General features: G+C 69.5%; 10 protein-coding genes and 1 pseudogene. 3 read left to right on the top strand and 8 right to left on the bottom strand.

Going from position 1 to position 12722, the window contains the following annotated elements; translation table 11 throughout:
• Positions 1 to 123: 123 nt before the first annotated feature.
• The 3 genes and pseudogenes from ACIPJI_RS23735 to ACIPJI_RS23725 form a co-directional block, all read left to right on the top strand.
• Entirely contained in the window at positions 124 to 1110 is a 987-nt protein-coding gene (locus ACIPJI_RS23735) for a hypothetical protein (RefSeq protein ID WP_402248603.1), read from the top strand.
• A gap of 307 nt (positions 1111 to 1417) precedes the next feature.
• Entirely contained in the window at positions 1418 to 1921 is a 504-nt protein-coding gene (locus ACIPJI_RS23730; RefSeq protein WP_402248601.1) for a nucleoside deaminase, read from the top strand.
• Between the two features lie 416 nt (positions 1922 to 2337).
• Positions 2338 to 2475, top strand: a pseudogene (locus ACIPJI_RS23725) (bifunctional RNase H/acid phosphatase); the annotation flags it as partial.
• 254 nt (positions 2476 to 2729) lie between these two features.
• Here ACIPJI_RS23725 and ACIPJI_RS23720 read toward each other — a convergent pair.
• From ACIPJI_RS23720 to ACIPJI_RS23685, 8 genes are all read right to left on the bottom strand, one after another.
• Positions 2730 to 4091 (bottom strand): LLM class flavin-dependent oxidoreductase, encoded by a 1362-nt coding sequence (locus ACIPJI_RS23720; protein WP_402248599.1) that lies wholly within the window; start codon positions 4089 to 4091, stop codon positions 2730 to 2732.
• Between the two features lie 108 nt (positions 4092 to 4199).
• A complete protein-coding gene (locus tag ACIPJI_RS23715) occupies positions 4200 to 5105 on the bottom strand; it encodes an ABC transporter permease (protein ID WP_402248597.1) in 906 nt (301 codons plus the stop codon).
• Positions 5102 to 5941: an ABC transporter ATP-binding protein gene (locus ACIPJI_RS23710; RefSeq protein WP_402248595.1), complete on the bottom strand. Its 840-nt coding sequence runs from the start codon at positions 5939 to 5941 to the stop codon at positions 5102 to 5104. The genes ACIPJI_RS23715 and ACIPJI_RS23710 overlap by 4 nt, the downstream gene beginning before the upstream one ends.
• Positions 5942 to 5949: 8 nt before the next feature.
• Positions 5950 to 7035 (bottom strand): ABC transporter substrate-binding protein, encoded by a 1086-nt coding sequence (locus tag ACIPJI_RS23705; protein ID WP_402248594.1) that lies wholly within the window; start codon positions 7033 to 7035, stop codon positions 5950 to 5952.
• Positions 7036 to 7110: 75 nt separating this feature from the next.
• Positions 7111 to 7671, bottom strand: a complete 561-nt coding sequence (gene ssuE / locus ACIPJI_RS23700; RefSeq protein WP_356623935.1) for an NADPH-dependent FMN reductase — start codon at positions 7669 to 7671, stop codon at positions 7111 to 7113.
• 213 nt (positions 7672 to 7884) lie between these two features.
• A complete protein-coding gene (locus tag ACIPJI_RS23695) occupies positions 7885 to 8055 on the bottom strand; it encodes a putative leader peptide (protein ID WP_356623936.1) in 171 nt (56 codons plus the stop codon).
• 290 nt (positions 8056 to 8345) lie between these two features.
• On the bottom strand, positions 8346 to 8810 hold the full coding sequence (locus tag ACIPJI_RS23690; protein ID WP_307709943.1) for an SRPBCC family protein: 465 nt from the start codon (positions 8808 to 8810) through the stop codon (positions 8346 to 8348).
• Positions 8811 to 9096: 286 nt separating this feature from the next.
• Positions 9097 to 12498 (bottom strand): CARDB domain-containing protein, encoded by a 3402-nt coding sequence (locus tag ACIPJI_RS23685; protein ID WP_402248591.1) that lies wholly within the window; start codon positions 12496 to 12498, stop codon positions 9097 to 9099.
• Positions 12499 to 12722 lie beyond the last annotated feature (224 nt).

Genomic DNA, 12722 nt, shown 5'->3' with positions numbered 1-12722 from the left:
ACCGGCCGTAAAGGCCCGGTATCCGGACGCGACGCCGATCGTGGGCGGGTGGTACCGGCGTGATGGTCCCGGATCAACAGGGACCACCCTCGGTGGACCACTCTGCTCGAGCCTCCTGACATCTTGCCGAACGAAGGAGAAGCCGTGACTGAGACGTTATCCGGTCGACATGTCGAGATTGCCTGGCCCGATCTGGGTATCACCGTCTCCGCGGAACTCGACGGTCGCAACGCCGTGCTGGCCGACGCGCTGTGGGAGTCGTTGCCCTACCGGAGTCTGCAAGGGCACGCACTGGTGGCGGGACATGACCTGTATCACGTGGCACCGATCCCTTCGCTGCTGCATCTGCACGCCCCCCATCGGTTCGATCGACGTGAGGCGCCCGACGGGACCGTGTTCTGTTCCGCGCTTCAGCATGTGGGTATCAAGTACGGCACTCTGACCGAACCGATGCCGGCATCCCCTGTGGGTCAGGTCCGGCCGGAGGACATGCCGGGTCTGATCGAGGCCGGTCACGCGGTATGGGACTCGGTCCATGCCACGAAGAAGCCGGTCCTGGTCGAGGTGCGCAAGGCAGGCACGAGAGGCGGCCACAGCATTCCCTGTCTGACCGCCGCCGACCCCGACGCCGACAGCCTGATCCGCGACGTGTACGCGGAGACCGAGCGGATCTGGCTGTCCGAACCGCCCGAACTCGCTGATCTGCACCGGGGGTGGACACCGTCCGGGGCCGGGAGCTTCGGGACGGCTCTGCCCACCCTTCTGTTCGTCAACGGTGAGACGCGCCCGCTCGGTCATGCCGCCTATGGCGGCCTGGTGCGAGGCGTGGTCGAGGGCATGTCGATGGATTCTCTGCGCCGGATGGCGCGCCTGTTGGTCGGTGTCCCGGCCGAGTTCCTGGGCTACTGCGGATTGGAGAAGCTGTGGGCCTTCACCCAGCGCCTCCTGTCCTGTGTCGACCACCTCGACCGCGACGACTTCTTGGCCGTGGTGAGCCAGATGGCCCTCTACGTCAACTGCTTGGGCGGCTGGAACCTGCACCTGTTCCCGTGGGACACCGGGGGCCACGTGCGTCAGCATCGTCCTGCCGAAGTGGGCCGGCGGTCATGAGTGATCTGCCCCGCGCACGGATGCCCTCGTTATCGCCTTCCTCGGAACGGAGATCGATCACCTCATGCTCGGCAACTGGCTCGTCACAAAGGCGGAGGCTGCGACGGGGCTGAACCCGACCCGTACCCCGGGCGCACCGGAGCAGATCTCCGCCGTCCGGCCTCGATGACCTCCCGCGGCTGCTGCCGACGGCGCTGATCGGCGCTGACCCCAAGGCGGCACCCTCGGTCCACCTGACCGCCCCGGGTGCGGTGTCCCGCACGGGCAGAGCATCCGGGGAGTTCCACCCACGAAAAGAGGAGTGACCATGACCGCACCCACCCATGAAACGAGCATCCAGGAGATCGAGCGTGCCTGGATGGACAAGGCGATCAGATCGGCCCGCGACAGCGTGACGAATGGCGGCGGCCCGTTCGGCGCCCTGGTCGTAAGGGACGGCGAGATTGTCGCGATCGGGAACAACCAGGTCACCGCGACCCTGGATCCGACTGCGCACGCCGAGGTGAGCGCGATGCGCGCCGCCTGCAAGCAACTGGACACCTTCTCGCTCGAGGGCTGCCTCCTGGTCACCTCGTGCGAGCCGTGTCCGATGTGCCTGTCCTCCGCCCTGTGGGCGCGCGTCGACCGGATCGTCTACGCCGCCGATCGCCACGATGCCGCGGTGGCCGGCTTCGACGACCGCAGGTTCTACGACCTGTTCGACAAGAAGTCCGCGTCGATGTGGCCGATGCCGGTCGAGCGGCTGGACGTGGCGAACCGTACGGCGCCGTTCGACGAGTGGCTGGCCAAGTCCGACCGCATCGACTACTGACGAGGAGTTCTCTCGGAGATCCGGCGTAAGCACACGATGCACCACTCGACGATCCTCGACGCCGGTCCCGCACACCGTCTGGACCGAGGTCCGCGACCCCATGAAGGTGGCGAAGATCGTGTCCGGACCCGCGGTGAAGAACGTGAGCCGGACCGAAGGCGGCGCGCTCGAAGGGTGCCGTCCCGGTACGACTTCACGCTGGCGTTCAACGAAGGCCTCGTCCAGCAGGAGATCGCCGGCCGCAACGAGGTGGAGCGATCCTCCACCTACCGGGCCGTCGCGCCGATGATGGGCATCCTCAGCTATGCCGCCACCATTCGCGTCCGGCCGGTGACCAACGATCCGGCCCGCAGCTACTTCGAGTGGTCACGAGAGCTGGAGACAGCCGACGACGCCGATCCCGACGTCGTCAAATGGTGCGGCCGGCGCTGGGTGCGCCGCCGCAGTCGCTGTTCCGGATGGAGCCGGCGGCGGCGTCGCTGTCGGCGGTGGCGTACGACGCGGACGGGAACGCGTCGGTGCGGCTGCTCAATGACACGGGGCACCTTCGGTAGGCGGGGCCTCTCGTGGAATTCGCGGCCGGGGCGTCCTCGGCTCCACGCGGGGCATCCTGCGCTGCGCAGCCGGGAGGGGCGGCACCCGGCTCCTCCGGATCGGCCGGCTGCCCGAGGCCGCGCAAGGTCACGCGGGCGGCGTGATGCCGAGGATGACGCAGGTGTGCCGGTGGACGGGCGGACGCCCTCGGCGCCGTCCACCGGCAGTACCTGCGCCGGCCAGACAGTGGGAGCGAACGTGCCTGCGGTCCCCGTCAGGCGGGCTGCCCGACCTGGACCGCGCCGGGCAGGCCGGCACGGGAGCCGACCGGCCTCGAGAGCCCGTAGTGGTCGCGCAGCGTGCGGCCGGTGTATTCGGTACGGAACAGGCCGCGAGTCTGGAGGATCGGCACGACCTGGTCGACGAAGTGGTCGAGCCCGCCAGGAAAGTACGGCGGCATGATGTTGAATCCGTCGGCCCCTCCCTCGGTGAACCACTCCTGGAGGTGGTCGGCGATCTGCTCCGCGGTGCCGGCCACCACCCGGTGACCGCGACCGCCGCCGAGCCGGGCGATCAGCTCCCGCAGGGTGAGCCCCTCCCGCCGGGCCAGCTCGGCGACGAGCCTGAAGCGGCTCTTGTTGCCGTTGATGTCCCGCTCGTCCGGGAGTTCCGGCAGCGGCCCGTCCAGTGGCAGACCCGTCAGGTCGGTCCCGAGCATCCCGGAGAGCTGGGCCACGCCGTACTCGGGCACCTGGAGGTCGGTGAGTTGTTGTGCCAGGGCCCGGGCCTCCGCCTCGGTCGAACCGATCACAGGGCAGACGCCGGGCAGGATCCTCACGTCGTCCGCCGCACGACCGTGGCGGGTCGTCCGGCTCTTGAGATCGTTGTAGAACGCCTGCGCGTCGGCCAGGGTCTGCTGCGCGGTGAACACCGCTTCCGCGTACCGGGCGGCGAACTCCTTGCCGGCTTCCGACGATCCCGCCTGCACCAGCAGCGGGCGACCCTGCGGAGAGCGGGGCACGTTCAGAGGGCCGCGCACCCGGAAGTGCGTTCCCCGGTGGTCGATCGGCCGCACCTTGTCGGTGTCGGCGTAGACGCCGTTCGCGCGGTCGAGGACGATCGCGTCGTCCTCCCAGCTGTCCCACAGCTTCACGGCGACGTCGACGAACTCCCGTGCCCGCTCGTAGCGGAGGCCGTGCTCGAGGTGTTCGTCCCGCCCGAAGTTCCGGGCCTCGTCGACGTTTCCGGAGGTCACGATGTTCCATCCGGCCCGGCCGCCGCTCAGGTGGTCGAGGGAGGCGAACGCGCGGGCCGTGGTGAACGGTTCGTTGAACGTGGTCGAGACGGTGGCGATGAGCCCGATGTGCTCGGTGACGGCGGCCAGCGCCGACAGGAGCGTGAGCGGCTCGAAGCCGCCCAGAGCGTTGTGACGGACGTTGCCCGGCAGGGTCAGACCGTCGGCGAGGAAAACCGAGTCGAGCAGGCCCCGTTCGGCGGTTCCGGCCAGCTGTTGGAAGTACGTCAGGTCGGTGACGCGCTCCGGTTCGGTGAGGGGATGCCGCCAGGCGGCGTCGTGGTGGCCGGCGTTCATCAGGAAGGCGTTGAGGTGCAGTTGGCGAGGTGGTGAGGAAGGCATGGCGAAGTCCTTGGCGCTGAGGGAGAGGAGGAAAGGGAGGGGCGGAAGCGGCGGCAGCCGGCAAAGGAGCGGGAACGGGGACGGGATCAGGCAGCAGAAGCGGCCGCATCAGCCGTTCGCGGGGACCCGCCAGGAGCTGAGTCGCCGCTCCAGGGCGACCAGGAGCTGATTGAAGGCCACACCGATCGCGGAGATCGTGATGATCCCGGCGTACATCTGCGGGATGGCGAAGTTGTACTGGGAGCTGTTGATCAGATGGCCGAGCCCCGCCTTGGCGCCGATCATCTCCGCCGCGACCAGCACCAGGACGGACACCGCCCCGGCGAGCCTGATCCCGGTGAAGACCGCCGGCACGGACGCCGGGAGGATCACCTTCTGGAACAGCCGGACCGGGGACAGGTCCAGCGACCGGGCGAGCCTCAGCAGCGTCGGATCCACGGAGCGCACCGCGCTGATCGTGCTCAGCAGCACCGGCCAGGTGCAGGCGTACACGACGATCGAGATCTTCGACGTCTCCCCGATGCCCAGCAACAGCACGAACACCGGCAGCAGCGCGAGGGCGGCGGTGTTGCGGAACACTTCCAGCAGCGGCCCGAGGAGGTCCGCCACCGGCCGGTACCAGCCGATCAGCAGCCCGAGAGGGACGGCGAACGCCACCGCGATCCCGAACCCGCTGAGCGAACGGGTGAGGCTGGCGCTCGCGTTGTCTGCGAGCTGTCCGCCGACGGCGAGCTGCCACCACGCCTGGGCGACCTCACTGAACGGAGGCAGGAACGTCCGGTCGACCAGCGCGAACCGGGGCGCCGTCTCCCACAGCAGGACCAGCGCCACGACGGCCACCGATTTGGTGCCCGCCTTGACGAGGCCGTACGCCGAACGCCGGACGGCCGAGCGGAACCGTTTGCGGCGCGGCGGGGGAGCGGCCGGAACGGCGACCGGCTGCGGACCGGCACCCTTCGGGCGCGCCACGGGATGCGGGGCGAGGCCGGTGCCGGCCTCGGTCACGGGACTCATACGACGACTCCTTCTCTTTCCTCCTGCTGGGCCCTGGACACCTCGTCGCGCAGCAGGGACCAGATCCGGTGCCGGTACCGGGCGAACTCGGGGCTGGAGCGCGGGTCGTCGCTGCTCGTGCGGGCGGGCAGGTCGATCGGTACGACTTCCTTGATCCGGCCGGGCCGGGAGGTCATGACGGCCACGCGCTGTCCAAGGTGGACGGCTTCGTCGATGCCGTGCGTGATGAACACGACCGTCTTTCCGGTGCGCTGCCAGATGCGCAGCAGCTCGTCCTGGAGGGACTCCCTGGTCTGGGCGTCCAGCGCCGCGAACGGCTCGTCCATCAGCAGTACGTCCGGGTCGTACGCGAGGCTCCGCGCGATCGCGACCCGCTGCCGCATACCGCCCGACAGCTCGTGCGGATGACGGCCCTCGAACCCGCTCAGCCCCACCAGGTCCAGGAACTCCCGGGCGCGGGCGGCGCGTTCACGCCTCGGTACGCCGGTGGCCTCCAGACCGAATTCGACGTTGCCCTGGGCAGTGCGCCAGGGCAGCAGCGCGTACTGCTGGAAGACGATGCCCCGGTCCAGGCCGGGCCCGGTGACCGGTGAGCCGTCGAGCAGGATGCTCCCCGAGGTGGGCCGGGACAGGCCCCCGAGCAGGTCCAGCAGGGACGACTTGCCGCAGCCGCTGGGGCCCACCACGACGAGGAACTCGCCGGCTCCCACGGTGAGGTCGATACCGTCCAGGGCGGTGACTGCGGACCGTTCGCCGTCCCTGCCCTTGACGGGGAACTCCTTGCGCACACCGTCGAGAACAATCTTGGCCGTGTGCGCGTTCACGGAATCAGCCACGGTGCCGCTCACCTCCCGCTCGCCGTCGCCGCCGCCGTGGCCTTTGCCTTCGGCGCTGAGGGCGAAGGCGACGCGGACGCCGCGGCGTTGTAGTCGTTGCTGTAGAGCGCGTCGAGCCGGACCCGTCCCCGGTCGATGTCGCCGCGCTCGGCCAGCCAGTCGATCCAGAGCCGGAGTTCGTCACCGGCGATGCGACCGCCGGGCCGGGCGACGCCGAACGACCTCCAGTAGCGCAGGGTGGCGGCGTCCTCGTTCCGTCCACGCTTCTTGACGATCTCCGTCATGCGCGCGACAACCTCGTCGCGGGGCGTGCTGCGCGACCAGTCGAGCGCGCGCCCGACGCCCGTGACGAACGTCCGTACCGTGTCGGGGTTCTGCTTGATGAACCGCTCGGTCATGACGTACGTCCCGGCGCTGAAGGAACCGAGGAGCTGGTGGTCGGTGAAGAGCGGCCGCAGGCCGCCGTTCGCGAGCGCCTTGTCCCGGAGCACACCGCTCAGCACGGCGACATCGATCTGTTTCTGGCGCAGGGACTGCTCGGTGTTGACCGGCGGCACGACGAGCGACTCGACCCTGTCGGCGTCCGCGGAGGAGAGGCCGGCGCGTTGGAGGTATATGTCCAGCATGGCTTCCGAGTGCGCGCCGAGGGTGTTCATCCCGACCCTCTTGCCGATGAGGTCGCGGGCGGAGCGGATCGGGCTGTCGGCGAGTACGTAGTAGCCGCTGTAGGCATCCTTGTCGGAGCCGTAGTAGCTGATGACGGCCTTGACCGGGGCGCCGTTGGCGGCGAGCTTGACCACCGCGCCGTTGAACGCGCCGCCGAAGTCGGTCTGACCCGTGGCCGCCGACTGGATGTCCTGAGGGCCGCTGATCGTGTTGCCGACCCACTCCAGCTTCACGTCCTCCAGATGCCCGAGGTCCTGCGCGAGTTCTGCGGGGGTGACCTGGCCGGTCCAGCCCTGGTAGCGAAGGGTCCTGGTCCCGCCCTTGCCTGAGGATCCACCGCCCACGGCCGTGCCGCAGCCGACCGCGACCGCCGAGAGGCCGAGCAGGGCGAGGAACCGGCGTCGGTCCGCCGGGCGCAACGTACTCATGGGAACTTCCTGTTCAGGGAGAGAGGGGGAGACATGGCGAGAGAGCAGAGAGAGGGGAAAGGGGACGTACGGAGCTCAGGCGCTTGCGGTGAGGGCGAGTGACTCCCGGGCGGTGAGCGCACGGGTGAACCCGTCCACGGCCTCCAGCAGCCGCAATTCGGCTGCCGGGTCGACCCGGCACGCGTCCGCTCCGAGGCGCTCGATCGCCGAATCCACCAGGAACGCACCGGGCACCACATGGCGGGCGCCCAGCGCCGACAGCACCGGGCGCAGGGCGTAGTCCATGGCGAGCATGTGCGCGAGGCTGCCGCCGGTGACGAGCGGCAGCACCGTCTTCCCGGCCAGCCCGGCCTGCGGCAGCAGGTCGAGGAACACCTTCACAAGGCCGCTGTACGAGGCCTTGTACACGGGCGTGGCCACCACAACGCCCTCGGCGCGGGCCACAGCCTCCAGCGCCTGTCCCAGTGCGGGGTGCCCGACGGACCCCCTGAGGAGTTCCTGCGCGGGCAGGTCGCGTACGGCGATGTGGTCGGCGCCCTGTCCGCCGACCGTGAGCCGGTGGAGCACGTGGTGGACGACGCGGGCGGTCCGGGAATCGGCGGACGGGCTTCCGGAAATGGCGACGACGGACGGCAAAGCAGCCTCCTGGGCGAAATACGGCAGTCCGGCAGAATCGGAGCGAGGGAATGCCGAAGAGTGGCGAAGAACGGCAGGAAGAAATGGCGGGCGCCGGAGGAAAGGAAGACTCACCAATATCCGGGCCGGGCCGCGAGCGCGGGCGAGGCGGGGCCTGCGGAGGGGGCCGGCACCCCGCGGATCAGGCGAGGAGGGACCCGCCGGAGGGGCCGCCTAGCAGCCGCGGTGGCGGAACAGACAGAGGGCGCCGGCGTGCCGTCGAAGATCGACGTGCCGCCGCGCGGTGAAGTTCGCTGACTGGCTCACGCCAATGAGGCTGGCAGCGTGAATCAGCCACGTCAATGCGGGGAAAGGTCCTGTCTCACATGCCGAATAATTCGCCATGCGCCTGAAGTCCGCCGTTCACGAACCGCCTTCGCCGCGGCCGGGAGGCGGTGCATCGTCCGCACGCCGCCAGGTGGGGAACGAGGCCGCTCGGAACCCCAGCGGCACCGTGCCCCGTACACGGCGGACCGGCCGGCGCGCAGTGCGCGCCGGCCGGTCACGAGGCACCCGTGTGCAGCGGGCCACAGGTCTACGGGGAAGCAGACCCGCGTGGCGAAGCGGCTTCGCGGCCGCGCGTCGACGTCGTCGGGCGCGTCAGGCCGCGGGCACCGGGCACCACGCGAGGGGTGTCACGCATCGCCCGGTGAGATCCGGCCGCGCCAGCCGCCGGACTCGCCGCCCTGACTCTCGATGTAGTCCTTGAACCTCCGCATGTCCCCCTTGACGCGCCGGTCGATGGTGCCGGTGACATCGGCGACCTTCTCCGCCGGACCGGACGGTTCGATGTCCATGACCAGCTCCACCCGTGTGTGCGTGTCATCGAGACGCTCGAAGCGGACGGTGCCCTTCTGCTGCGTGTCGCCACTGATGGTCCGCCACGCGATCCGCTCGTCGGGGAACTGGTCGACGATCTCCGTGTCGAACTCACGACGGACGCCGCCGATCTTGGTCGTCCAGTGGTTGTGGCGGTCGTCGATCTGCCGGATCTCCTCGACGCCCTCCATGAAGCGGGGGAACTCCTCGAACATGGTCCACTGGTTGTACGCGGTCCGCACCGGAACCTCGACCTCGACGGCTTCCTTCACGGTGCTCATCAGTGCCTCCTTCTGTTCTGCGGCGATCCCTCTTTCAGCACTGGGCCCGGGTCGTGCCCGGACCGCCCGTGCTGAGCTCCGGGTACCCAGTTATGCCCGCTCCTCACGTCCCTCTTCGCCGCGCCCTGGGCGCGACCGTCGGTTTCGCCGCACGCGGGGGTCGCCGGAACACGGCTCGTGGCCCCGGCTCGGCGGGGTGTCGGTACGACGTACCCCTCGGCCGGGGCCACGATCGGTCCCCGTGGGGAGTGCTCCCGCGATGATCAGTCCCTGACCGGCCGGCCGGTCACCGTGTCCTCCTCCCCGACGCCGCGACGGGCGCACCGTTGATCACGAACTGCGAGCCCGGTTCGATCACCACATCGCCCTCGGCCGAGTTCGTGACGGTCACGTCCGTCAGGGTCGCGCTGCCACGGGCGCCGCCGTGGGCCAGGATGCCCGAGCCGTTGTTGGACCTGTCGATGAGGACGTTCTGGATCTGCACGCCCGGCACCGCGCCCCCGCCCGACTTGAACTGGATGCCGTCGTACGTGGAGTCGCGGATCTCGGTGTCCCGGATGGTGACACCGGGGATGTCCTGCCCCGCCGCGAAGAGCGCGATCGCGCCGAACTCCTGTGCCTCGCCCCAGAAGGCTCCGCCCGTGCGGTGCAGCGCGTTGCCGGCGATCAGGGTCCGGCCGGAGAAGGGCAGCGGATCGTGGTCGGTCGCCAGCATGATGCCGGGGTAGTTCATCGTGTCGGAGATCAGGTTGTTCTCGATGGTGTTTCCGTAGCCGCCGTAGATCGCGATGCCGTTGGCCCGCCAGGGCAGTTGGACGGTGTTGTTGCGGAAGTGGTTGTCGTGGCCGATGTCGGTGGCGGGATCCTTGACGTACCGGCTGGCCCACACCGCGAGGGCGTCGTCACCGGTGTTGCGGAACGAGGAGTTGAACACCGTCGAGTTGCGTGTGCCGTTGGCGAAGTTGATGCCGTCGGCGTACGTGTTCCTGATGCGCATCCCGGTGAACTCGAGGCCATCTCCCGGACCCCACAGCTCGGGGATGTTGGAGTAGTCGCGGCCGACCCAGGCACCGACGTTGGCGTGCTCGATCCACACGTTGGAGATCTTGGTGTTCTCACCGAACCGGCCGTTGAGACCGACCCCGCCCTCGGCGTTGCCGTCCCCGCCCCGGATGGTGCCCGAGCCGAAGATCGCGATGTCGGAGATCTGGGTGTTGTCGTCGATGTCGAAGCCGAAGTTGCCTTCGTGGGGGTGGTTGATGCCGCCCGCCTCGTGGGGCGGGGTCAGCGTGTAGAGCTGGGAGTGCCACATGCCCGCGCCGCGGATGGTGACGTCCCTGATGCCGACCTGGTTGTGGGTGCCCCGGTCGAGCGGGTCGTCGGTGAGGATCTTCTGCTCCTGGCGCCACTGTCCCGCCGGGATCCACACGCAGCCGATGTCACCTTCCTGGTCGGCGGTCACCGCACGCTGGATGGCGTCCGTGTCGTCGATCCCGTCGTTGGGCACCGCTCCGTAGGACGTGATCGAGGTGCACCCGGCCGGACGGCTCGCCGGCGGGGCCACCTGCTCCAGGTCGATCAGGTCGATGATGTAGAAGGCCGCGGAGTCGCCCGCGTCGCGCTGGAGCCGGAATTTCGTACCGGCCGGGTAGGTCTGCGACAGCAGCGCGTGGGATTCGTCGAACAGCCGCCTGGCATCGGCCTGGGGGGTGTTCGTCAGCCCTTCGGGACTGTCGGTGTTGCCGTACAGCCAGCTGTGCTTGGACGTGAGGGTCAGCTTCCGCACGAAGGTGTTGTCGGCGTAGAGACTGATGGTGGCGTCCGCGCCGCCGCCGGGAGCGTCGGGGACGGAGTTGCGTACGACGATCGAGTTGGACGCGTTGGTGGAGGTGAACTCGACGAACTGACCCGTGGAGTTCAGCCGGACCGACTTGCGGCCGGAGGACTCGGTGGCGAAGTTCGTGTGCCCGAACGTGCGCTTCTGGTCGGTGGTGAGCAGGGTGCCCTCGTAACGGGCGTCCTCCGCCTCGTACTCGGAGTACGGCACCGCGGCTCCGCGTCCGACGACCACGGAACGCGCGAACACGTTGTTGTTCTCGTCGGTCTCGGCGACCAGGCCCGTCGCGTCGGCGGTGGCCGTGAGCGTCGCGCCGCCGCTGGTGGCGGTCCAGCTGCCGCTGATGGGTACGTCGACCGTCCCGCCGGCGGGGACCTGGGTGGTCGTGCCCTGGAGCGTGGTGCTGCCCGCGACCAGGCGGGTGACGGTGCCGGCGCTGACGGCGGTGGTGCCGCGGTTGTGCACCGCCACGGTGAAGGTCACCGGGGCTCCGACGGCGGGGTTCGCCGGGCCGGTGGTGATGCCGCGGACCTCCAGGTCCGGTCCGGGGCTCTGGCCGACGACCAGCGGGGAGGCGGCCGTGCGGCTGTTGTTGGTGTCGTCGGCCTCGACGATCGTGTCGGTCGGGTCGACCACGGCCGTGACGGTGTACCTGCCCATGGGGCGTCTGCCGACGTCGACCGCGACGGTGGCCGTGGCGCCCGCGGCGAGGGCTCCCACCGGGGCGCTGCCCGCGACGACGCCTTCCAGACTGACGTCGAGTGTGGTCGCTCCGGCAGGCGCCGTACCGGCGTTGCGTACCGTCGCGTTCACGGTCACGGCGTCCCTCTCGGAGGGAGAGGCCGGTGACCATGTCAGCTCTGTGAGCGTGAGGTCGGGGTTGGGCGCCGCGGTGCCGATGACCTGGAACTCGGCCACCTGCCCGCCGGGGGCCCCGGTGTTGCCGGAGAACCTCAGCTGCATGTCGGCGTAGCGGCCGCTGACCGGAATGGTCACCGTGTTCTGGTTCGTGGAGGGGGAGAAGCCGTAGTCGGCGCGGTCCTTCAGCGACGTGAAGCCGCTCGCGGACTGCTCACGGCCGAGCACCTGGATGCTCTGGGTCCTGGCTCCCCATATCGGGTCCGGGTCGAGTTTGACCACGACGGCCTCGACGTTCGCGTCGGCGCCCAGCTTCACCGTCAGCCTCGAGGGATGGCCGCCGGCTTCCCAGTAGGTGCTGACACGGCCGTCGTTGGCGTTGGCGGCGACGTACGACTGGGTCGTGGAGGACGCCTCGATCGGTTTGCCTCGGGCCAGGTCGGCGCCGCTCACGGGCGGGTTGCCGGTGTCCCCGCTCTCCCCGTAGACCTCGATCTCGGAAAGCTGCGCGGCGTTCCAGCCGGTGTTGGCGGTGACGTGCACACGGACGTAGCGGATGTCGTCGGCGGCGACGTCGATGCCCACGGTGTTCGTCCGCGACGGGCTGAACGACCGGGCCGCGGACGAGGAGAGCGTGCTGAAGGCGCTGCCGTCGCCGCTGCCCTGGATGCTGAGCGTCTCGGTGCGCGCCTCCCAGGTGGAGGGCAGCTTCAGCACCACCCGGTCCACGTCCGTCCGGCTGCCGAGGTCGACCTGGACCCATTGCGGGAAGCTGCCCGCCGGGCCCTCCCAGTACGAATGCTGGCTGCCGTCGGTGGTGTCGGCGGCGGGGTACGACCCGTGTGAGCCGCCTGCGGTCGCGATCCTGCCCAGGGCGAGGTTGGGGCTCGGATCAGCCGCGTGAGCAGTGCTGACGGGCAGTAGCCCGGCGGCGACCAGGCCGGCTACGAGCGTGCCCGGCAGCAGTCGCCATCTGAACAGTCTGCGTCTCATGGGTGTCCTCGGTTCCGTAGGAGACGGCGGGCCCCGGAGCCGGTGCAGCGCTCACGGGACGGAATTTGAGTGATTCAGTCGAAAGTTTGCGCTGAGTGCGCTGACAGGTTTCTAGCGCTCGGTTCGTTTGTCAACGGTCCCTGCGTACCTGTCGTGCGGAGGGCGGGACGCCAGCGGTGCGGGTTACCGGGATCCCCCTCACAGAAGGGGCCTCGGGTGTAATT

Source organism: Streptomyces sp. NPDC086835 (genome assembly GCF_044745705.1).
Lineage (GTDB): Bacteria > Actinomycetota > Actinomycetes > Streptomycetales > Streptomycetaceae > Streptomyces.
This window is presented reverse-complemented; position numbering and strand designations above follow the sequence as displayed.

Excerpts from the sequence above, each read along its gene's own strand:
- ACIPJI_RS23730 (WP_402248601.1), top strand. The coding sequence starts at position 1,418 with ATGACCGCACCCACCCATGAAACGAGCATCCAGGAGATCGAGCGTGCC.
- ACIPJI_RS23720 (WP_402248599.1), bottom strand. The coding sequence starts at position 4,091 with ATGCCTTCCTCACCACCTCGCCAACTGCACCTCAACGCCTTCCTGATG.
- ACIPJI_RS23715 (WP_402248597.1), bottom strand. The coding sequence starts at position 5,105 with ATGAGTCCCGTGACCGAGGCCGGCACCGGCCTCGCCCCGCATCCCGTG.
- ACIPJI_RS23705 (WP_402248594.1), bottom strand. The coding sequence starts at position 7,035 with ATGAGTACGTTGCGCCCGGCGGACCGACGCCGGTTCCTCGCCCTGCTC.
- ACIPJI_RS23695 (WP_356623936.1), bottom strand. The coding sequence starts at position 8,055 with ATGGCGAATTATTCGGCATGTGAGACAGGACCTTTCCCCGCATTGACG.
- ACIPJI_RS23690 (WP_307709943.1), bottom strand. The coding sequence starts at position 8,810 with ATGAGCACCGTGAAGGAAGCCGTCGAGGTCGAGGTTCCGGTGCGGACC.
- ACIPJI_RS23685 (WP_402248591.1), bottom strand. The coding sequence starts at position 12,498 with ATGAGACGCAGACTGTTCAGATGGCGACTGCTGCCGGGCACGCTCGTA.